General features: G+C 70.4%; 22 protein-coding genes. 11 read left to right on the top strand and 11 right to left on the bottom strand.

Annotation, left to right across the window (positions count from 1 at the left end; genetic code table 11):
- Positions 1 to 9: 9 nt before the first annotated feature.
- The 6 genes from hisF to ACFU7D_RS20140 form a co-directional block, all read right to left on the bottom strand.
- Positions 10 to 771: an imidazole glycerol phosphate synthase subunit HisF gene (gene hisF / locus ACFU7D_RS20165; protein WP_378870420.1), complete on the bottom strand. Its 762-nt coding sequence runs from the start codon at positions 769 to 771 to the stop codon at positions 10 to 12.
- Entirely contained in the window at positions 768 to 1,517 is a 750-nt protein-coding gene (priA, locus tag ACFU7D_RS20160) for a bifunctional 1-(5-phosphoribosyl)-5-((5-phosphoribosylamino)methylideneamino)imidazole-4-carboxamide isomerase/phosphoribosylanthranilate isomerase PriA (RefSeq protein WP_378870418.1), read from the bottom strand. Before priA ends, hisF begins: the two co-directional genes overlap by 4 nt.
- A gap of 157 nt (positions 1,518 to 1,674) precedes the next feature.
- Positions 1,675 to 2,394, bottom strand: coding sequence for a VOC family protein (locus tag ACFU7D_RS20155; RefSeq protein ID WP_378870415.1), 720 nt, complete (start codon positions 2,392 to 2,394; stop codon positions 1,675 to 1,677).
- 29 nt (positions 2,395 to 2,423) lie between these two features.
- Entirely contained in the window at positions 2,424 to 2,894 is a 471-nt protein-coding gene (locus tag ACFU7D_RS20150) for an SRPBCC family protein (protein WP_378870412.1), read from the bottom strand.
- Positions 2,895 to 2,909: 15 nt separating this feature from the next.
- Positions 2,910 to 3,443 carry a DinB family protein gene (locus tag ACFU7D_RS20145; RefSeq protein WP_378870410.1) on the bottom strand — a complete coding sequence of 178 codons (534 nt, stop codon included), beginning with the start codon at positions 3,441 to 3,443 and terminating at the stop codon, positions 2,910 to 2,912.
- On the bottom strand, positions 3,440 to 3,883 hold the full coding sequence (locus ACFU7D_RS20140; RefSeq protein ID WP_378870408.1) for a DUF1801 domain-containing protein: 444 nt from the start codon (positions 3,881 to 3,883) through the stop codon (positions 3,440 to 3,442). Before ACFU7D_RS20140 ends, ACFU7D_RS20145 begins: the two co-directional genes overlap by 4 nt.
- A gap of 290 nt (positions 3,884 to 4,173) precedes the next feature.
- Here ACFU7D_RS20140 and ACFU7D_RS20135 point away from each other — a divergent pair, with 290 nt between their 5' ends.
- The 8 genes from ACFU7D_RS20135 (at position 4,174) to ACFU7D_RS20100 (ending at position 12,819) form a co-directional block, all read left to right on the top strand.
- Complete coding sequence (locus ACFU7D_RS20135; protein ID WP_378870406.1) at positions 4,174 to 4,524, top strand: type II secretion system protein; 351 nt, start codon at positions 4,174 to 4,176, stop codon at positions 4,522 to 4,524.
- 82 nt (positions 4,525 to 4,606) lie between these two features.
- Positions 4,607 to 5,713 (top strand): type IV pilus twitching motility protein PilT, encoded by a 1,107-nt coding sequence (locus ACFU7D_RS20130; RefSeq protein WP_378870403.1) that lies wholly within the window; start codon positions 4,607 to 4,609, stop codon positions 5,711 to 5,713.
- Positions 5,710 to 7,461, top strand: coding sequence for a GspE/PulE family protein (locus tag ACFU7D_RS20125; protein WP_378870401.1), 1,752 nt, complete (start codon positions 5,710 to 5,712; stop codon positions 7,459 to 7,461). The genes ACFU7D_RS20130 and ACFU7D_RS20125 overlap by 4 nt, the downstream gene beginning before the upstream one ends.
- Positions 7,462 to 7,463: 2 nt before the next feature.
- Positions 7,464 to 8,669, top strand: coding sequence for a type II secretion system F family protein (locus ACFU7D_RS20120; protein ID WP_378870398.1), 1,206 nt, complete (start codon positions 7,464 to 7,466; stop codon positions 8,667 to 8,669).
- Between the two features lie 10 nt (positions 8,670 to 8,679).
- A complete protein-coding gene (locus ACFU7D_RS20115; RefSeq protein ID WP_378870396.1) occupies positions 8,680 to 9,147 on the top strand; it encodes a type II secretion system protein J in 468 nt (155 codons plus the stop codon).
- Positions 9,144 to 9,797, top strand: coding sequence for a prepilin-type N-terminal cleavage/methylation domain-containing protein (locus tag ACFU7D_RS20110; protein ID WP_378870393.1), 654 nt, complete (start codon positions 9,144 to 9,146; stop codon positions 9,795 to 9,797). Before ACFU7D_RS20115 ends, ACFU7D_RS20110 begins: the two co-directional genes overlap by 4 nt.
- Positions 9,794 to 12,037, top strand: coding sequence for a hypothetical protein (locus tag ACFU7D_RS20105; RefSeq protein WP_378870391.1), 2,244 nt, complete (start codon positions 9,794 to 9,796; stop codon positions 12,035 to 12,037). The genes ACFU7D_RS20110 and ACFU7D_RS20105 overlap by 4 nt, the downstream gene beginning before the upstream one ends.
- Positions 12,034 to 12,819, top strand: coding sequence for a prepilin peptidase (locus tag ACFU7D_RS20100; protein ID WP_378870388.1), 786 nt, complete (start codon positions 12,034 to 12,036; stop codon positions 12,817 to 12,819). The genes ACFU7D_RS20105 and ACFU7D_RS20100 overlap by 4 nt, the downstream gene beginning before the upstream one ends.
- 21 nt (positions 12,820 to 12,840) lie before the next feature.
- Here the strand turns inward: ACFU7D_RS20100 and ACFU7D_RS20095 are convergent, their stop codons facing one another.
- Genes ACFU7D_RS20095 through hisD form a run of 5 tightly spaced genes read right to left on the bottom strand, consistent with a single transcriptional unit; the run spans position 12,841 to position 16,827 of the window.
- Positions 12,841 to 13,173 (bottom strand): hypothetical protein, encoded by a 333-nt coding sequence (locus tag ACFU7D_RS20095; RefSeq protein WP_378870385.1) that lies wholly within the window; start codon positions 13,171 to 13,173, stop codon positions 12,841 to 12,843.
- On the bottom strand, positions 13,174 to 13,833 hold the full coding sequence (gene hisH, locus ACFU7D_RS20090) for an imidazole glycerol phosphate synthase subunit HisH (RefSeq protein WP_378870383.1): 660 nt from the start codon (positions 13,831 to 13,833) through the stop codon (positions 13,174 to 13,176).
- Complete coding sequence (hisB, locus tag ACFU7D_RS20085; protein WP_378870380.1) at positions 13,830 to 14,441, bottom strand: imidazoleglycerol-phosphate dehydratase HisB; 612 nt, start codon at positions 14,439 to 14,441, stop codon at positions 13,830 to 13,832. The genes hisH and hisB overlap by 4 nt, the downstream gene beginning before the upstream one ends.
- Complete coding sequence (locus ACFU7D_RS20080) at positions 14,438 to 15,532, bottom strand: histidinol-phosphate transaminase (RefSeq protein WP_378870377.1); 1,095 nt, start codon at positions 15,530 to 15,532, stop codon at positions 14,438 to 14,440. The genes hisB and ACFU7D_RS20080 overlap by 4 nt, the downstream gene beginning before the upstream one ends.
- Positions 15,529 to 16,827, bottom strand: coding sequence for a histidinol dehydrogenase (hisD, locus tag ACFU7D_RS20075; protein WP_378870374.1), 1,299 nt, complete (start codon positions 16,825 to 16,827; stop codon positions 15,529 to 15,531). The genes ACFU7D_RS20080 and hisD overlap by 4 nt, the downstream gene beginning before the upstream one ends.
- 136 nt (positions 16,828 to 16,963) lie before the next feature.
- Here hisD and ACFU7D_RS20070 point away from each other — a divergent pair, with 136 nt between their 5' ends.
- From ACFU7D_RS20070 to ybaK, 3 genes are all read left to right on the top strand, one after another.
- The gene (locus ACFU7D_RS20070; protein WP_378870372.1) at positions 16,964 to 17,719 is read left to right on the top strand and encodes a hypothetical protein; all 756 of its coding nucleotides are present in this window, start codon (positions 16,964 to 16,966) and stop codon (positions 17,717 to 17,719) included.
- 99 nt (positions 17,720 to 17,818) lie between these two features.
- The gene (locus ACFU7D_RS20065) at positions 17,819 to 18,463 is read left to right on the top strand and encodes an LON peptidase substrate-binding domain-containing protein (RefSeq protein ID WP_378728479.1); all 645 of its coding nucleotides are present in this window, start codon (positions 17,819 to 17,821) and stop codon (positions 18,461 to 18,463) included.
- Positions 18,463 to 18,963, top strand: coding sequence for a Cys-tRNA(Pro) deacylase (ybaK, locus tag ACFU7D_RS20060; RefSeq protein ID WP_378870369.1), 501 nt, complete (start codon positions 18,463 to 18,465; stop codon positions 18,961 to 18,963). Before ACFU7D_RS20065 ends, ybaK begins: the two co-directional genes overlap by 1 nt.
- The last annotated feature ends 25 nt before the right edge of the window (positions 18,964 to 18,988 follow it).

Below are 18,988 nucleotides of genomic sequence, written 5' to 3'. Positions count from 1 at the left end.
CCGCCGCCCTCAGCGAACAGCCGCACCCGCGCCGGAGAGTGCCTGCTTGACCTCGCCGATCCGCACCTTGCCGAAGTGGAAGATGGTGGCCGCCAGGACAGCGTCTGCGCCGGCCTCGACCGCGGGCGGGAAGTGCTCGGCCTTGCCGGCGCCGCCGGAGGCGATGACCGGGACGGTCACCTCGCTGCGTACGGCCTTGATCAGGTCGATGTCGAAGCCGTCCTCGGTGCCGTCGGCGTCCATGGCGTTGAGCAGGATCTCGCCGGCGCCGAGCTCGACGGCCTTCGCGGCCCATTCGATCGCGTCGATACCGGCGGACTGACGACCGCCATGCGTGGTGACCTCGAAACCGGAGTCCGTCCCGGGCGCCCGGCGGGCATCGACGGAGAGAACCAGCACCTGGTTCCCGAACCGGTCGGCGATCTCGGCGATCAGCTCGGGACGGACGATGGCCGCGGTGTTGACCGCGATCTTGTCCGCGCCGGCACGCAGCATCCGGTCCACGTCGTCGACGCTGCGGATGCCGCCTCCGACCGTGAGCGGGATGAAGACCTGCTCGGCGGTACGGGTCACGATCTCCAGCGTCGTCGCCCGCCCCTCGTGGGAGGCGGAGATGTCGAGGAAGGTGAGCTCGTCGGCACCTTCCTTGTCGTACGTCGCGGCCAGCTCCACCGGGTCACCGGCGTCGCGCAGCTCCTTGAAGTTGATCCCCTTGACGACGCGACCGGCGTCGACGTCGAGGCAAGGAATGACGCGCACGGCGAGGCTCATGAAAGGTCTCCACGCGGCCGGCCGAGGGTGAGGTCGAGCGCCTCGGCGAGGTCCAGGGAGCCGGTGTAGAGCGCGGTGCCGGCGATCGCACCCTCCACGCCGATCTCCACCAGGCCCATCAGCGCCTCGATGTCGTCGATCGTGGTCACTCCCCCGCTCGCCACGACCGGTCGGTCGGTCGCCTCGCAGACCGTACGCAGAAGGTCGAGGTTGGGGCCTTGGAGCATGCCGTCCTTGTTGACGTCGGTGACGACGTAGCGCGCGCAGCCCTCGGAGTCGAGCCGGGTGAGGGTCTCGAAGAGGTCTCCTCCGTCGCGCGTCCAGCCGCGGGCGGCGAGTGTGGTGCCGCGTACGTCCAGGCCCACCGCGACCCGGTCGCCGTATTCAGCGATCGCGGCGCGAGTCCACTCCGGGTTCTCCAGCGCGGCGGTGCCGATGTTGACGCGGCGGCAGCCGGTCGCCATCGCAGCCGCGAGGGACTCGTCGTCGCGGATTCCACCGCTCATCTCGACCTTGATGTCGAGCTTGCCGACGATCCCGGCGAGGATCTCTCGGTTGTTGCCGTGGCCGAACGCCGCGTCGAGGTCGACCAGATGGATCCACTCGGCGCCGGTCTCCTGCCACCGCAGCGCGGCCTCGAACGGATCTCCGAACCGCTTCTCCGACCCGTCCACGCCCTGGACCAGCTGCACCGCCTGTCCGCCCTTCACGTCGACGGCCGGCAGGAGCTCGAGGTAGTCACCCATGGGGACGATCCTATGTTCTGTACGCCGCCGCCCCTGCCCCGCCGTCGTGCTGCGAGACGGTTCCTTCGTCACGGTATGCAGGCGAAGGAACACATCCCTCGCGGAACTCCGCACGGGAAGCGGCACTTCGGCTGCATACCTTGCTGGAGGAACACCCTCAGCGAGGCGCCAGCACCTCGAACTCGTACGCGTCCGGGTCCAGCATCCGCGCCCAACGCCCGCCACCGTACGTCTCCTCGACCACCGTCGCACCGAGCTCGCGGAGGCGTCGGATCTCGTCGGCGGGTCCGGTGTCCTCGGGTGCGATCAGGTCGAAGCGGAACCGGTCCCGGGGCCCGCGCGGCACCGGCGGCGGACCACCCCAGGCGACCTTGGCGCTGCCCGACGGGGTCGCGACCGCGGTCTCGCCGTCCTGGTCCCAGACCAGCGGCCAGCCGAGCGCCGCACTCCAGAACACGCCGGTCTCCCGCGACCCGTCCGCAGCGACCTCGCCGAGGAACCCGGTCCCCGCAAGCCAGCTGTTGCCGGCCGGGATCACGCACAGCTCATTGCCCTCCGGGTCGCCGAGGACGATGTGGTCCTCCTCCGGCAGCTGACCGACGTCGAGGTGGGTGGCGCCGAGGCCGATCAGCCGGTCGACGGTCCGCTGCTGGTCGCCCGGCAGCGTGCTGGTCAGGTGGAGATGGTGCGGGTTCTCCAGCGTCTTCGGCGCGTCCGTGGGCAGGAACCGGATCCGGAGGTCGTCGTCCGTCCGTGGCCGCAGCCGCATCTCTTCGCCGACGGTCTCGATCTCCCGGTCGAGCACCGCCGCCCAGAACGCCGCGACCCGCTCCGGGTCGTTGGCATCGATGCAGATCCCGAACCGCCGAGGTGTCATGTCCGGCAACCTAGGTCGCGCCGGGTTCGCTACGCAATCGGATTCGGGCCCGCGGCCACGGTCGCCAGCTTGGCCAGCCCCTTCTCCATATCGGGCCCGATCGCCTTCTCCATCGAGTAGAACCTGGTCATCAGCGCCATGACGCCGCCGACCGAGCCGTTGTGGGTCCAGCGCAGCTGCGTACCGTCGGCGACGGTGGTCAGGTCGAAGCTGATCGTGCTCTGGCTCTTGAACGGTTTGAGGAACTCCAGCGCGACCCCGATGTGCTCGGGCGTCGACTCGGTGATCTCCATCGCGCCTGCGCCCGCGCGCTTGTTGCCCGACCAGGCATAACGCGCGCCGACACCCGATTCGGCACCCGAGTAGGTGCGTGTCATGTCTGGGTCGAGCTCCTCCCACGGCGACCAGGACGGCCACTCGTGGAAGTCGCTGAGCAGCGCGTGGACGCGCCCGATGTCGCCCGGCAGCACCGCGGACCTGGAGACCTCGTAGTCGGTCATGTCACGACAGTACGCCTACAGCGAGGAGTCGGGGGACGTCTTCGGTCCTCGAGCACGCTCGGGGTTGACGCCGACCGAGCCGTCGATGCTCTCGCGGAGGATGTCGGCGTGGCCGGCGTGACGGGTGGCGTCGCAGAGGCGGGCGGCCATGACATTGAAGAGCATGACCTCCTCGTCCCACCACGGCACATAGCCGGGGGCGTCGATCGGGAGCGCCTCGATGGTGGCGTCGACGTGGGACCAGACGCGGTCGGCGAGGTCGAGAACATCGCTCCGGCTCTCGTGCTCGCTCGCCCGGTGGGTGGCGTCCCACCAACCGGCGGCGTCCCACGGCGGGAGGTCGACCGGCGGCGTACGGCCGAAGACCTCGCCGAAGTAGCGGGCATCCGAGAGGGCGTTGTGCTTGACCAGCCCGAGCAGGTTGGTGCCGGTCGGGGTCATCGGACGGCGGACGTCATCGTCCGAGAGCCCCTCGAGCTTCCACACCAGTGCCTCCCGGACACCGCGGAGCTTGTCGTGCAGGTGGGCCTTGGCGAAGTCGTCGATCACCGGTCTCCTCCCTCGGCGGCGCGCTTGCCGTAGGTGTCGCCGGTCAGCGTGGCGTACGAGTGTCGGACGATCTCCTCGAGCACCTCGAGGTCGACGGCAGTGAGGTCCTTGAGATAGAGGCAGCCGACGCCGGTGGTGTGCGGGCCGAGGCGAGCGAGAAGCTCCTCGTGGGACCCGATGCCGTCGTTGAGGTAGACGACCGAGGCCGCCTTGCGCGGCGAGAAGCCCGCGGCCGGAGCGTCGCCCTCGTGGCCGCTGGCGTAGCGATAGTGGTACGCCCCGAACCCGACGATCGCGGAGCCGAACATCCGGGGTTCGACACCGGTCGCCCGCTGCATCAGCTCGAGCAGCCGCAGCGCGTCTCGCCGTCTCCCGGGGGCGGTAACGCCCTCGACGAAGGCCCTCGGATCCTCGTCGGTCCAGGTCGTCTTCACTGCCATCCGCCCACCCTAGCCAGAGCAGCAGGACGGAGCCGCCACTCGATCCCAGAAAGGCACTCTCACCTGGCGAAACACGGTAGGAGGAGGCATTCGGGATGCGCCCGTCATCGCATGCCCCCATGGGTATGTATGGCGTTGAAAGTGGATACAGATGGTAGCCAATCGGTGCATCACCTTGATTGGGTATACGGCCTATTTGTTCCGGTTTACGGGTTGATGCGCGCGGTTGAAATTCCTATCGGCACTCGGGCCTGCCGACCAAACCGCCTCCACCCAAAGGAAACCCAGTCATGCTGCAGAACACACTCACCCGCGTCCGTCAGGCCCGTCGCGACGACAGCGGATTCACCCTCATCGAGCTCGTGATCGTCATCCTCATCCTCGGCGTCCTCGCCGGCGTCGTGGTCTTCTCGGTCAGCGGAATCAACAACCGCGGCACCGAGGCCGCCTGCAAGACCGAGGTTCGCACCGTCGAGACCGCGATCGAGGCCTACCGGGCCGACAACGACGCCTACCCGACGACTGTCGGCGACCTCGTCGGCAACTTCCTGCGGAATGAACCCACCGGCCCCTCGACCATCACCAACGCCACGACGGTCGACGCCACCGGCGCAATGCCCGCCGGCGCCACCACCTGCTAGTGACCCCACCCGCCCGGGAGGGCCGCGACCCAGCGGCCCTCCCCCGGCACAACTCCCTCCTCCAAGACACCAGGGGCATCCCATGCAGACCACCCTCCAACCCGGCAGCCGGGTCGACCAGCTGCTCGCGGCCGTCTGGCACGCCGGCGGCACCGACCTGCTCCTCTCGGTCGGCCTCCCGCCGATGCTGCGGGTCGACGGGACCCTCACCCCGGCACCGGGCACGGACGTACTCACCGCCGAGGACACCGACGCGCTGCTGGCCGAGGTCCTGACCCCTGCACAGGCGACGGCGTGGCAGAGCAGCCACGAGTACGACTTCTCCTTCTCCTGGCGCGAGCACGCCCGGATCCGCGGCAACGCGTTCACCCAGCGCGGGCTCAGCACCGTCGCCCTGCGGATGATCCCGCGCACCATCCCCTCCCCCGACGCCCTCGGCCTGCCGCCCGCGCTGCGTGCCCTGGCCCTGCGCCACCAGGGGCTCATCCTGATGACCGGCCCGACCGGGTCGGGCAAGTCGACCACGCTCGCTTCGCTCATCGACCTGATCAACACCAGCCGCGGCTGCCACATCATCACCGTCGAGGACCCGATCGAGTACGTCCACGACCACAAGGTCGCCGCTGTCAACCAACGCGAGGTCGGCACCGACACCGCCACCTTCCCCGACGCGCTGCGCAGCGTGCTCCGCGAGGACCCCGACGTACTCCTGGTCGGCGAGATGCGCGACCTGGAGTCGATCCGGTTCGCGCTAACCGTCGCCGAGACCGGCCACCTCGTCTTCGCGACCCTGCACACCAACGACACCGCCCAGTCCATCGGCCGGATGATCGACGTCTTCCCCGCCGAGCAGCAGGCCCAGATCCGGGTCCAGCTGGCCGCCGCGCTCAGCTGCGTGGTCTACCAGCGGCTGATCCCGAAGATCGGAGGCGGGATGACCGCCGCGTACGAGATGCTCGTCGCCACCCCCGCGGTGCGCAACCTGATCAAGGAGGGCAAGACCCACCAGCTGCGCAACAGCCTGGTCACCGGGTCCCGCGACGGGATGCTCACCCTCGAGCAGTCGCTCTCCCGCCTGGTCCAGGAGGGCACCGTGGCCGAGGAGGAGGCGCTCGCGCGCAGCCTCTACCCGCAGGACGTCGAGACCCGGCCGCGGTACGCGACCTCGCTGAGGAGCGTGACCCGATGAGGCTCCGCACCCAGCGCCGCGACGACCCCGCCGCGCAGTCCTCACCGGCAGCCGAGGTCGGCGCCGACGACCGGCTCGCCGCGCTGCTGATCTCCTCCCGACGCCTGGCTCCCCACCAGGTCGACGCCGCCCGCGGCACCGGTGGCGGGGACACCCTCGCCGAGCGGCTGATCGCGGCCGGGGCGATCAGCGACGAGGACCTGGCCCGCACGCTCGCCGACCACTACGGCGCCGAGACGATCGACTTCCGGCGTACGTCACCGCAGCCCGACGCGGTCGCACTGCTCGGCGCCGACCAGGCTCGTACGCTGCGGGCGGTGCCGTTCACGGCCGACGAGCACCGGGCCTTCCTGGCCGTGGTGGACCCCTCCCCCGAGCACCTGGCCCGGCTGAGCGCCGCCGTCGGCCGCTCCGTGATCGGACTCGTCGCCACCCACCGTGCCCTCGACCTGGCCCTGGCGAGCGCCTACAAGGCGACCCGGGAGGTCGACGGCCAGATCCAGGCGTTCGAGACCCGCGACGCCCTGCGCCGCGAGGCGGCCGGTCTCGACGGCGCCCGGGCCAACGAGGACGCACCGGTCGTGCGGGTCGTGCAGATGGTGATCACCCAGGGGCTGCGCGACCGCGCCTCCGACATCCACATCGAGCCGTACGGGGAGAGGGTCCGGGTCCGCTACCGCATCGACGGCGCCCTCACCGACGTCCTGGACCTGCCCGGGTCGATCGGCCCCGCGGTGGTGAGCCGGATCAAGATCCTCGGCGGGATGAACATCGTCGAACGGCGCCGGCCCCAGGACGGTCAGATCTCGATGGTCGTCGAGGGCCGCGAGGTCGACATCCGGGTCGCCACCACCGCCGTCGTCGGCGGCGAGAAGATCGTCCTGCGGCTCCTGGACAAGTCCCGCTCCCTGTTCCAGATGCAGCAGCTCGGCATGCCCGCCGAGGTCGCCGAGCGCTACCGGCAGCTCATCCACGCCCCCTTCGGGATGGTGATCTGCGCAGGCCCGACCGGTGGCGGCAAGACCACCACCCTGTACGCCTCGCTCGGCGAGGTGAATACGACCGAGCGCAACATCATGACGATCGAGGACCCCGTCGAGTACACCTTCGACTCGATCAACCAGATCCAGATCAACGAGCAGGCCGGGATCACCTTCGCCGGCGGCCTGAAGTCCATCCTGCGCCAGGACCCCGACATCATCCTCGTCGGCGAGATCCGGGACGTCGACACCGCCCGCATCGCGGTCCAGTCGGCCCTGACCGGCCACCTCGTGCTCTCCTCGCTGCACGCGACCGAGGCGGTCTCGGCGCTCTACCGGCTCGTCGACATGGGCGTGGAGACGTTCCTGATCGCCTCCTCGGTCACCGCGGTCGTCGCCCAGCGCCTGGTCCGGCGAAGCTGCACCAGCTGCTTGGAGGCGTACCAGCCCTCTCCCGACGAGCTCGCCTTCCTGCGCAGCTTCGGCGACCCGGAGGACGACGTCGCCTCCGACCGGTTCCTGCGCGGCACCGGCTGCCACCTCTGCGCCCACACCGGCTACCTCGACCGCATCGGCGTCTACGAGCTCCTCGCCGTCACCGACGAGGTGCGGGAGCTCCTCATCGACCGGGCGCCGCACGACGAGATGCGCAAGCTCGCCCGCAGCCAGGGCATGCGCACCCTGCAGGAGCAGGCGGTCCGGCTCGTCCGCGAGGGCAGGACCACCGCTGCCGAAGTGATGCGCTCGATCTACGTCGCAGGAGTCTGACCATGCCCAAGTACGCCTACGTCGGCATCACGACCGACGGCCGCCCGGTCAAGGGGACGCAGAAGGCTCCCAGCCGGTCCGATGCCGAGGTCTCCCTCTACGACCAGCAGCTGCACCAGCTTCGGGTGAGCGAGAAGAAGAGCCTGTGGCAGTACGAGATCTCCGGACCGCGCATCAGGCGTGAGGAGGTCATGCACCTCTCCCGGCAGATCGCGGCGTTCCTCCGCGCCGGGCTGCCCATCCTGGAGGCGGTGCACACCATCGGGGCCGAGAGCGAGAACTCCTCGCTGCGGCGGATGATGAACCGGATCGAGGACGGACTGCGCTCCGGCGAGCGCTTCTCGGACTGCCTCGACGAGTTCCCCAAGGTCTTCGCGCCGTTCTACCGGAGCATCGTGCGCTCGGCGGAGTCGACCGGTGAGCTCGACCTCGTCCTGGCGCGGCTCTCCCGCTACATCGAGCGCGACCTGCAGGCCCGCCGCAAGATCAAGTCGGCGCTGACCTATCCGCTCGTCGTGGCCGCCATGTCGGTGGTGACGGTGGTGGTGCTCGCCGTCTACGTACTGCCGAAGTTCGAGGACTTCTTCGTCGACCTCGGTGCCACGCTTCCCCTGCCCACCCGGATCCTGCTCGCCGTCACCGACTTCCTCGGCCACTGGTGGTGGGCGCTGGGCCTGGCCCTCGGCGCGGTCTGCCTGCTCTACGTGGCCATCACCCGGACCAGGCGCGGCAGGTACGCCCGCGACGCGCTGCTGCTCCGGATCCCGGTGCTCGGCGAGGCCATCACCTATGCACTCGTGGAGCGGTTCTGCCGGGTGCTCGGCTCGATGGTGAGCGCCGGCGTCAACCTGACCGAGTCGCTCGCGGTCACCACCGACGCGCTGCGCAACCGTGTCTACGTCAAGCGTCTGGGTGCGGTGGCCGAGCAGATGCTCGAGGGTCAGGGGATCGCCGGGCCGCTGGCTCGTACCGGTCTGTTCCCCGCGACGGCCACGCAGATGCTGCGGGTCGGCGAGGACACCGGGTCCCTCGACACCCAGCTCGAGGTCACCGGCGAGTACTTCGAGACCGAGCTCGACTACAAGATCGCCAAGCTCACCGCGCTGTTCGAGCCTCTCGTCATCGTCACGATGGGGCTCGTGGTCGGTTTCGTCGCCGTCGCGCTGGTCTCGGCCATGTACGGCGTGTTCACCCAGGTCGAGATGTGAGGGGCGCGACGTGAACGTGCCGTGGCGCAGTGACCGGGGCGAGACGCTCGTGGAGGTGCTGGTCGCGGTCTCGATCCTCGGCATCGCCGGGGTCGCGGTCGTGACCGGGCTCCAGATGAGCATCACCTCCTCCGACATCCATCGCAAACAGACCACCGGAGGCGCCTACGCGCGCAGCTACGCGGAGTCGATCCAGGACTACGTCGCCTCCGCCGCCGACCGCTACGTGCCGTGCGCCGGAGCGAACGCCTACAGCCCGGCTACGGTCGGGTTCACGGTGCCGTCGGGCTACACCGCCGAGCAGGCGGTGGCCAAGCGGGTGCCGCCCGACGGGGGCGTCGCCGGCGCCTGCTCGGGCAACGACACCGGCGTCCAGCAGATCGAGATCACCCTCGCCGCCTCCGACGGCCGGGCCGCCGAACGGCTGACCGTGCTGCTGCGCAGACCGTGCGGCCCGACGATGGCGGTGTGCGGATGAGCCGCCGCCCCGACCCCGCCGAGGAGGCCGGGTTCACCCTGATCGAGATGGTCGTCACCGTCGCCATCGTCGGAGTCGTCGTCACGGCCCTCACCGGCGTGGTGCTCAGCTACCTGCGCACCACCGTCGACACCCAGGCGCGGCTCTCGGAGTCGCACGACGTCCAGTTCGTCTCGGCCTACTGGCAGCGCGACGTCGCCAGCATCGGCGTGCGCTCCTCGACCTACGACACAGCCACCCACACCTTCCCGCTGGCCCAGTCGGTCGACCTCCCCGCCTGCGCCCTGAGCGGGGACGCGGCCGGGGCGTCGCCGGTCGTGACCCTGGCCTGGACCGAGCACGACTCGCTGACATCCACCGACCCCGGCGCGACCGTGAAGGTCACCTACGCCTACCAGACCTCGGCCGAGGGCGGCCGGCTCTTCCGCGTACGGTGCGGCAGCCGGCCCGCGACCGTCGAGGTCGCCGACCGGCTCGCCGCCGCTCCCGTCCTGGCGTGCGCGGACGCCGCCGGCGCCGGCAGCTCATGCACCGGAGCCGGCGAGGACGTACCCGTCGTCGTAACCCTCGCGCTCTCGATCCACGACAGCACCGGCATCGACCTACCCACCTACGCCGCGACCCTGCTGGGCGAACGGAGACAGACATGACCGGCCCGCGCCTGCGCCCACTCCTGCGCCTGCGAAGCGACGACGGAGCGATCCTCGTCTTCGCACTGATCATCGTCACCACCGTGGCGCTCGTCGTCGGCACCGTGCTGGTTCGCGGGGACGGCTCCCTGCGGGCCACCGTGGCGCTGCGGGAGGTGGCCGGTTCCAGCTACGCCGCCGACGGAGCCGCCCAGGTCGCCATCAACGACCTGCGTACCGGCCACTGGGGCGGGACCGCCGCCGAGCCCGCCGACTGGGCCTTCGACAACTCCGACGACGGCACCGGCTGCTTCGGCGCGGACACCGACAACAACGGCGACCCCACCGACGACGCGGTCGGCACCCTCGACCTCCCCGGCTTCTACCCCGCGTCGGTCGCCAGCGGTGACGCGCCGACCTCCGCGCGGGTCGAGTGCGTCGCCGAGGACTCCACCGGGGCCCAGGGCTCACCGGTGCCGATCACCAACCAGAACAAGCCCGGCAACGCCATCCTGACCCTCGGCACCGGCGGTGAGACCGGACTCGCCTCGAGCGCGAGCGGAGGCAACACGCTGCGCGTGCACGGCGGCATCTGGTCCAACTCGAACATCGCGGTGAGCAACGGCGACATCGTGGGCAGCACCTCGATCCGGGCCCACACCGGCTGCGCACCCGTCTCGGCCCTGCACGCGCCGCTGGTCGACTGCAGCGCGGGGACCGTGGCCGACCCCGGATATCCCAGCGACCCGATCGTGACCGGGACCGGCGTACCGCCGCTGCGGACCCCGCCGACCAGCTGCCCCGGGGTCGTCACCTTCGAGCCCGGCTACTACGACGACGCCGCGGCGCTGAACAACCTCACCGACAAGAACTCCTGCCGCAACAGCGTCTTCTGGTTCAAGCCGGGCACCTACTACTTCGACTTCCACAACGGCGCCAACGACCCGATGTACGACAGCGACACCAACGGCGGCGGTGGCAGCGAGTGGAAGGTCAGCGTCGGCGGCCTGATCGCCGGCGACCCCGTCGGCAACAGCCTCACCGCCCCGCGCTTCCCCACGGACGGCAACTGCCGCAACCCGATCGACGACGTGAGCACCCAAGGGGTCCAGTTCGTCTTCGGCGGCGACAGCCGCCTGCGGGTCGACGGCAACGCCAACGTCGAGATCTGTGGCAGCTACCACAGCGACCGGCCCCCGATCGCCCTCTACGGGCTCAAGTCGGGGACCTCCACGTTGACCTCGTTCACCGAGGCGACCGGCGACGACGGGGACCCGCTGACCACCAGCGGCACGCCGAGCGTGACCCCGGCCGGCAGCGACAACACCTTCGTCGGGGCGAGCGCCGCCGCCCTCCGCGACACCGGCAACGGCTCCGCGACCTGGTTCCGGCCCAACGGCGGGGCCAACACCGTCTCCCGCACCCTCACCATGACCGGCTTCACCTCGCCGGCGACGATCCCGAAGGGGTCGGTGGTCAAACAGGCACGGCTCCTCGTACGCCACAAAGCCTCGCAGAACAACGCGGGCACCGCCTCGACCATCACCCTCACCCCGGCCGGCGGCAGCGCCCTGGGCTCGTTCAACCTGGACCGCCCCGGCACGCTCACCACCCAGACGGTCGACCTGCGCGCCCAGCAGCCCACCGTGTTCAACGCGCTGCAGCGGGCCGTTCACACCAACGGCTACACCGGCACGAAGGTCGACTTCACCGCCACCATCGCCAAGAACCTCGGCGCCGCCGCGAACGTCGAGCTCGATGCCGTACGCCTCGAGCTGGAGCTCTACGTCCCGCAGCTCCGGGCCCAGACCGACGCCGGGCTCGGGGCCGCGAACTGCCTCACCCTCGGCGGCGGCTGCAACCTCATCGGCGTCGGCCCCTCCGGAGGCAGCTACCACGGCGTCTTCTACGTCCAGGGCACCACCTACGCGCCGGTCTCCCGGATCCAGCTGAACCTCAGCAACCTGCAGCAGGCCGAGGTGTTCCGTTTCGGCGTGATCTCCCGCTCCCTGGACTTCTCCACCCAGGGGAACCCGTCCTTCCACGACGCCGTCATCCAACTCCCCGACAACTCGCCGGGGTGGGGGTTCAACGGCACCCTGGTCCAGCTCAAGGTGTACGTGTGTCCCGACTCGCCGAGCTGCCCGGCGAGTCCTGCAAGGCTCGCGCTCACCGCGCGCGTCCAGCTCTGGGACCCGAGCGGTTCCCCCGTGCCGGGAAGACGCCAGGTCAGCGTCCTGAGCTGGAGCCACACCCGATGACCGGGGGGACCACGGTGCTGGTCGCCGCCGTCTGCGCCGTGTACGGGCTCGCGGTCGGCTCCTTCCTCAACGTCGTGACCCACCGGGTGCCGCGTGGAGCCTCGGTCGTGCGCCCGCGCTCGGCGTGCCCGCGGTGCGACACGCCGATCCGAGCCCGATACAACGTCCCTGTGCTCGGCTGGCTGCTCCTGCGCGGACGCTGCTACGACTGCGGCGAGCCGATCAGCCCGCGCTATCCGCTGGTCGAGGCCGGCACCGGGTTGCTGTTCGCGTTCGCCGGACTCGAGTTCGCCGACCGGCCGTCCCTCCTCGCGGCATACCTCGTCTTCGCGGCCGTCGCGATGGCGCTCGCGCTCATCGACCTCGACGTGCGGCGGCTGCCGAACGCGATCGTGCTCCCGGCGTACCCGCTCCTCGCGGCGCTCCTCGTCCTCGGCGCGGACACCGCGGCACTGAGCAGAGCCGGGATCGGGGCGCTGGTCCTGTTCGGGTTCTTCCTGAGCATCGCGCTCATCGCACCCCGTGGGATCGGGTTCGGAGACGTCAAGCTCGCCGGGGTGATCGGCGGCATGACCGCCTACCTCTCCTGGGGGACCTTCCTGACCGCTGCCTTCGGCGCCTTCGTGCTCGGGGCGGCCGCGGGCATCGCCCTGATCCTCGGCCGCGGGGCACACCGCAAGACCGCGGTGCCGTTCGGTCCGTTCATGCTCCTGGCCGCTTGGGCGTCCATCCTCGGCGCGAGCGGGTTCGGCGATCTCTACCTCACGACGATCGGGCTGTGACCGTCCGCACCGGCGGATCGGCTACCTGCGGAACAGGAGGGTGTAGACCACCGGCGCGACCATCACCGACGCGATGGCCGCGAAGACGACCGTGCCGACGTCCTCGGTGACCAGGTAGACGAGCGCGTTGAGGAGAAGGAGGACGACGATCAGGATCCGTACGTTGCGCCGCCGGCGCTCCGCGAGCGCACTGACCGGCCGGGGCCGGCGAGCCGGAACCCACCTGGCCAACCGCTCACGCCGCGCACGGCGCTCGGCGGACCTGGCATCCCGGGCGGCCCGCTCCTCGGCGGCTGCAGCCGCCAGCCGCTCGCGCTCGGCACGGGCCTTCGCCCGGGCTCCGGTCTGGGCCACCTACGCCGCCTTCAAGGAGAGCACCCAGTTGCGCAGGACCGCGGCACCGGCGTCGCCGGACTTCTCCGGGTGGAACTGGGTGGCGCTCAGCGGGCCGTTCTCGACGGCGGCCACAAACCGGTCGCCAGCCCCGGAATCAGGCCCAGTCTCGGCCCAGGTGACCAGCGGCGCGACCGTGCGGTCGTTGGTGACCAGGGTCCAGTCGCGCACGCCGTAGGAGTGCACGAAGTAGAACCGCTCCTTCTCCACACCCGCGAACAGCGACGAACCCGCCGGGACGTCGAGCGTGTTCCAGCCCATGTGCGGCACGATCGGTGCCTGGAGTCGCTCGACGACACCGGGCCACTCACCGCACCCCTCGGTGGTGACACCGTGCTCGATGCCGGTCTCGAAGAGGATCTGCATGCCGACGCAGATCCCCATGACCGGACGACCGCCGGCGAGCCGCCGGGCGATGATCCGCTCGCCGCGGATCGCCCGCAGGCCCTTCATGCAGGCCTCGAACGCACCCACGCCGGGCACCAGCAGCCCGTCGGCAGCCATCGCCTCGTCGAGATCCCCCGTCAGCGAGACCGAGGCGCCGGCGCGCTCGACGGCGCGGACGGCGGAGCGTACGTTCCCGGAGCCGTAGTCGAGCACGACCACCGAAGGAGCACTCACAGGGCGCCCTTCGTCGACGGGATCCCGGTCTCGCGCGGGTCGTAGGCGATCGCGTCGCGGAAGGCCCGCGCGAACGCCTTGAACTGGGTCTCCACGATGTGGTGCGGCTCGCGCCCGGCGAGCACGTTGACGTGCAGCGTCAGGTGGGCGTGGTGGGCGATGGAGTCGAAGACGTGCTGGGTCAGGGAGCCGAGGTAGGGCACCCCGGAGCCGCCGAGCAGCACGTACTGCTGGCCCTCCGGCTCACCGGTGTGGACCGAGTAGGGCCGCCCGGAGACGTCCACGACGCACCGCACCAGGGCCTCGTCCAGCGGGACGGTCGCGTCGCCGTAGCGGCGGATCCCCTTCTTGTCCCCCAGCGCCTCGCGCAGCGCCTGGCCGAGCACGATCGCGGTGTCCTCGACGGTGTGGTGGGCGTCGATGTGCACATCGCCCTCGGAGTGCACGGTCAGGTCGACCAGCGAGTGCCGTCCGAACGCGGTCAGCATGTGGTCGTAGAACCCGACGCCGGTCGCGACGTCCACCCGTCCGGTGCCGTCGAGGTCCACCTCGACGACGACCTTCGACTCCGAGGTCTCCCGCTCGATCCGCGCGGTGCGTGCGGTCATGCTCGTTCTCCATTCACATCGGTCAACGCTTGCTTGAAGGCGGCCATCTCCTCGGGGGTCCCGACCGAGACCCGCAGCCATCCGTCGGGCCCGGTCTCGCGGATCAGCACGCCGTGGTCGAGCAGTCCCTGCCAGACGGCGTGCCGGTCGGCGTAGCGGCCGAAGAGCACGAAGTTGGCGTCCGAGTCGGCCACCTCGAGGCCCGCTCCGCGCAGCCAGGTGACCAGGGAGTCCCGCTCCCGGCGAAGCGAGGCCACATAGCCGAGCAGCTCCGGCGCGTGCCGCAGGGCCGCGCTCGCCGCCGCCTGGGTCACCGCGGAGAGGTGGTAGGGCAGGCGTACGACGCGGATCGCGTCACAGATCGCCGGGTCGGCAGCCAGGTAGCCGAGCCTCAGCCCGGCTCCGGCGAACGCCTTCGACATCGTGCGGGTGACCACCAGGTTGCGGTGCTCGGAGAGCAGCTCCAGCGCCGAGGGCACCCCGGTCCGCCGGAACTCGCCGTAGGCCTCGTCGACCACGACGATCCCGCCGTCGCCGACCGCCTCGCACAGCACCGCGACCGCCTCCAGCGGCAGCGCGGTGCCGGTCGGGTTGTTGGGGCTCGGCAGGAGTACGACGTGCGGCCGGGTCTCCTCGACCAGCCCGCGCGCCTTGTCGAGGTCGATCGCGAAGTCCTGCTCGCGGTGGCCCACCAGCCACTCGGTGTTGGTGTCGCGGGCGTACTCCGGATACATCGAGTACGTCGGCGCGAAGCTGATCGCGGTGCGCCCCGGGCCGCCGAAGGCCTGCAGCAGCTGCAGCATCACCTCGTTGGACCCGTTGGCCGCCCACACCTGCTCCGGCGTGATCTGCGCCTCCACATCCGAGGAGAGGTACGCAGCCAGCCCCTCCCGCAGCGCGACGAACTCACGGTCGGGATAGCGGTTGAGCGTGCGCGCCGCCTGTCCGACGCTGGCCGCGATGTCGGCGATCGTCTCGGCGGAGGGCTGGTAGGGGTTCTCGTTGACGTTGAGCTGGACCGGGACGTCCAGCTGCGGCGCGCCGTAGGGCTCGATCCCGGCGAGCTCTTCCCGGATCGGGGGCCAGCTCATGAGGAGAACCTCACCGACACGGCAGCGCCGTGGCCCGGCAGGTCCTCGGCCTCGGCGAGGGTGACCACGTGGTCCTTGACCGCCGCCAGCCCCTCGCGGGAGTAGTCGACGACGTGGATCGACTTGGTGAAGGCGCGCACCGAGAGACCCGAGGAGTGGCAGGCGCAGCCGCCGGTGGGCAGCACGTGGTTGGACCCGGCGCAGTAGTCACCCAGCGACACCGGAGCGTAGGAGCCGACGAAGATCGCGCCGGCGTTGCGGATCCGGCCGGCGACCCGTGCGGCATCGGCGGTGTGGATCTCGAGGTGCTCGGCCGCGTACGCGTTCACGACCTCGACGCCCTGGTCGATGTCGTCGACGAGCACGATGCCCGACTGCGCACCGGTCAATGACGTACGGATCCGCTCGACGTGCTTGGTCGCAGCGACCTGCTTGTCGAGTTCGGCCTCCACGTCGGCGGCGAGCGTCTCGGAGTCGGTGACCAGCACCGAGGCCGCGAGCGGGTCGTGCTCGGCCTGGGAAATCAGGTCGGCGGCGACGTAGGCGGCCTCGGCCGTCTCGTCGGCGAGGATCGCGATCTCGGTCGGGCCGGCCTCCGAGTCGATCCCGACCTGGCCCTTGAGCAGGCGCTTGGCGGTGACCACGTAGATGTTGCCGGGACCGGTGACCATGTCGACGCGCTCGCACGGGTCGACCCCATAGGCGAACATCGCGATCGCCTGGGCACCACCGACGGCATAGACCTCCTCGACGCCGAGCAGCGCGCACGCGGCCAGGATGGTCGGCTGCGGCAAGCCACCGAACTCCTTCTGCGGCGGCGAGGCCAGCGCGATCGAAGGCACCCCGGCCACCTGGGCCGGGACGACGTTCATCAGCACCGAGGAGACCAGCGGAGCCAGACCACCGGGCACGTAGAGCCCCACGCGCCCCACCGGCACCTTGCGGTGCGTCACCCGCGCGCCAGGCGCCAGGTCGGTGACCGCGTCCTCCTCGAGCTCGGCGGCACAGGTCGTACGCAGCCGCGCGATCGACTCCTCGAGCCCGGCCCGGATCGCCGGGTCCAGCTCGTCGAGGGCCTTGGTCAGCGCCGCGGCCGGGACCCGGATGTCGTCGACACGCACGCCGTCGAACTTCTCGGAGAACTCCGCGATCGCCTCCTGGCCACGCTCGCGGACGGCGTCGATGATCGGCTGCACCGCATGCGTGGCGGCCTCGATGTCGAACTCGGCGCGCGGCACGGCAGCGCGGTAGTCAACAGTGGGGTCGGCGCCCCTGAGGTCGATGCGGCGGATCATGCCTCAAGTCTACGAGTGGGCAGCCTCCGGAGCCGATCTGCCGACGCCACGTGGACGCTGCGCGACACGCGGCGGAGACGCATACGGCACCCCGATCCGGGTACTCGGACACCTGACCCACCAAAGGAGGATCGTCATGGCACTGACACGACCGTTCCACCGACAACACCAGCAAGCAGACGAGAACCAGCCCGGCGTCGACGAGAACCACGCCTCGACCCGCGACTACCACCCGGGTGGTCCGGCGGTCGTCGGCCACGATGACCGCGTCGAGCGCCCGCACAACGCCGAGGGCGAGGCCGGCCACCTGCGCGCAGGAGACGCCGTCGAGCACCACCGCCACGCCCAAGAGGGCCGACGTGCCGCTCTCCACGACACCTACGGAGGCATGAACTGGGGCGCCTGCTTCTTCGGCTGGCTGGTAGCGGTCGGAGTCACGGTCCTTCTCGGAGCGACCATCAGCGCCGTCGCCTCGGCGGTCGGCGCCAACCAGAACTGGACCCAGACGGACCTGCAGGAGATGTCGGGCTCGGTCGGTATCGCGGCGGCCATCACGCTTGCCGTGGTGATGTTCGTCGGTTACTACGCCGGCGGGTACGTCGCCGCTCGGATGTCCCGCTTCGATGCCCGCCGACAGGGTCTGGGCGTGTGGATCGTGGCGATCGTGGTGATGATCATCGCTGCCGTCGCCGGCACGCTGTTCGGCGCCAGCTACGACATCATGCGGCAGGTCGACCTGCCCAGCGTGGGGCTGAGCACCGACCAGCTCAGCTGGGGCGCACTGATCACCGGCATCGCCCTCCTGGTCGTGATGCTCGTCGGGGCAGTCCTCGGCGCCGCCAGCGGTCAGCGCTACCACACCAAGATCGACCGGGCGGTCTATGACGACTGACCGCTCGGGTCGGCAGCTGAAACAACACGGGGGTTCGTGGGCGCACACGCCCGCGGCCCCCATAGGTTGGTGCCCGTGAACGAGCGCCAGCGATTACCCATGTTCCCGCTCAACGCGGTCCTGTTTCCCGGCGTGACGCTTCCGCTGCGCGTCTTCGAGGACCGCTACCGCGCGATGGTGCACCACCTGCTCCGCCAGGAAGAGGAGGACCGCCACTTCGGCTCCGTCGCGATCCGCGAGGGCTACGAGGTCGGTGAGACCGGCGCCCAGTCGCTCTACCGCGTCGGGGTGAAGCTGCTGATCACCGAGGTGGAGCGGCACGACGACGGCTCCTTCGACCTCGAGGTGCTCGCGGTCGACCGGATCCGGATGGACAGCCTGGTCAGCTCGGGCGACTTCCCCGTCGCCGATGTCGAAGACCTTCCCGAGGACCACGTCTCGGTCCCGAACGCCATCGTCGACACCGCACGCGCGACCTTCACCGCCTACCGGGCCGCGCTGCTGGAGTTCCGCGACGACCCGTTCTCCGGCTCGCTCCCGAAGGACCCGGAGTTCCTCTCCTGGACCATCTCGGCCACCACGCCCCTGCCCATGCCCGACCGGCAGTCGCTCCTGGAGGCACCCGACGCCGGCGTACGCCTCGGCATGGTCACCGACCTGCTTCGCTCCGAGCTCAAGGCGATGAACGTCATCCCCTCACTGCCCGCGACCGAGGTCGCCCGCACCAAGTGGTCCCCCAACTGATGGCCAAGAAGCAGGCCGGGAAGCGGGCCGGTGGTGGCACGCCGGCGACCGTCGCGCTCACCGAGGCCGGCATCGACTACACCCTGCACCCCTACGAGCACGACCCGCGCGCCGAGTCCTACGGCCTCGAGGCTGCCGAGGCTCTCGGCGTCGAGCCGAAACTGGTCTTCAAGACGCTGATGGCCTCCCTCGACGGCAAGCTCGTCGTCGGCATCGTCCCCGTCACCGGCCAGCTCGACCTCAAGGCACTCGCCCGCGCGCTGGGTGGCTCGAAGGCGCAGATGGCCGAGGTGAGCGCGGCCGAGCGTGCGACCGGTTACGTCGCCGGCGGGATCTCACCCGTCGGCCAGAAGCGTCCCCACCCGACCGTGGTCGACGAGTCCGCGACGACGTACGACTCGGTCTACGTCTCCGGCGGACGACGCGGCTTGGACATCGAACTCTCCCCCGCCGACCTGATCACGATCACGTACGCCACCGCCGCTCCGATCGCCAGATGACCCCGCCGAGTCGGCTCGTCATGCC

It is taken from the genome of Nocardioides sp. NPDC057577 (genome assembly GCF_042801335.1).
Lineage (GTDB): Bacteria > Actinomycetota > Actinomycetes > Propionibacteriales > Nocardioidaceae > Nocardioides.
This window is presented reverse-complemented; position numbering and strand designations above follow the sequence as displayed.

Coding starts and splice junctions, on each gene's coding strand:
- hisF (WP_378870420.1), bottom strand. CDS start 771: ATGAGCCTCGCCGTGCGCGTCATTCCTTGCCTCGACGTCGACGCCGGT.
- priA (WP_378870418.1), bottom strand. CDS start 1,517: ATGGGTGACTACCTCGAGCTCCTGCCGGCCGTCGACGTGAAGGGCGGA.
- ACFU7D_RS20155 (WP_378870415.1), bottom strand. CDS start 2,394: ATGACACCTCGGCGGTTCGGGATCTGCATCGATGCCAACGACCCGGAG.
- ACFU7D_RS20150 (WP_378870412.1), bottom strand. CDS start 2,894: ATGACCGACTACGAGGTCTCCAGGTCCGCGGTGCTGCCGGGCGACATC.
- ACFU7D_RS20140 (WP_378870408.1), bottom strand. CDS start 3,883: ATGGCAGTGAAGACGACCTGGACCGACGAGGATCCGAGGGCCTTCGTC.
- ACFU7D_RS20135 (WP_378870406.1), top strand. CDS start 4,174: ATGCTGCAGAACACACTCACCCGCGTCCGTCAGGCCCGTCGCGACGAC.
- ACFU7D_RS20130 (WP_378870403.1), top strand. CDS start 4,607: ATGCAGACCACCCTCCAACCCGGCAGCCGGGTCGACCAGCTGCTCGCG.
- ACFU7D_RS20125 (WP_378870401.1), top strand. CDS start 5,710: ATGAGGCTCCGCACCCAGCGCCGCGACGACCCCGCCGCGCAGTCCTCA.
- ACFU7D_RS20120 (WP_378870398.1), top strand. CDS start 7,464: ATGCCCAAGTACGCCTACGTCGGCATCACGACCGACGGCCGCCCGGTC.
- ACFU7D_RS20110 (WP_378870393.1), top strand. CDS start 9,144: ATGAGCCGCCGCCCCGACCCCGCCGAGGAGGCCGGGTTCACCCTGATC.
- ACFU7D_RS20105 (WP_378870391.1), top strand. CDS start 9,794: ATGACCGGCCCGCGCCTGCGCCCACTCCTGCGCCTGCGAAGCGACGAC.
- ACFU7D_RS20100 (WP_378870388.1), top strand. CDS start 12,034: ATGACCGGGGGGACCACGGTGCTGGTCGCCGCCGTCTGCGCCGTGTAC.
- hisB (WP_378870380.1), bottom strand. CDS start 14,441: ATGACCGCACGCACCGCGCGGATCGAGCGGGAGACCTCGGAGTCGAAG.
- ACFU7D_RS20080 (WP_378870377.1), bottom strand. CDS start 15,532: ATGAGCTGGCCCCCGATCCGGGAAGAGCTCGCCGGGATCGAGCCCTAC.
- hisD (WP_378870374.1), bottom strand. CDS start 16,827: ATGATCCGCCGCATCGACCTCAGGGGCGCCGACCCCACTGTTGACTAC.
- ACFU7D_RS20070 (WP_378870372.1), top strand. CDS start 16,964: ATGGCACTGACACGACCGTTCCACCGACAACACCAGCAAGCAGACGAG.
- ACFU7D_RS20065 (WP_378728479.1), top strand. CDS start 17,819: ATGTTCCCGCTCAACGCGGTCCTGTTTCCCGGCGTGACGCTTCCGCTG.
- ybaK (WP_378870369.1), top strand. CDS start 18,463: ATGGCCAAGAAGCAGGCCGGGAAGCGGGCCGGTGGTGGCACGCCGGCG.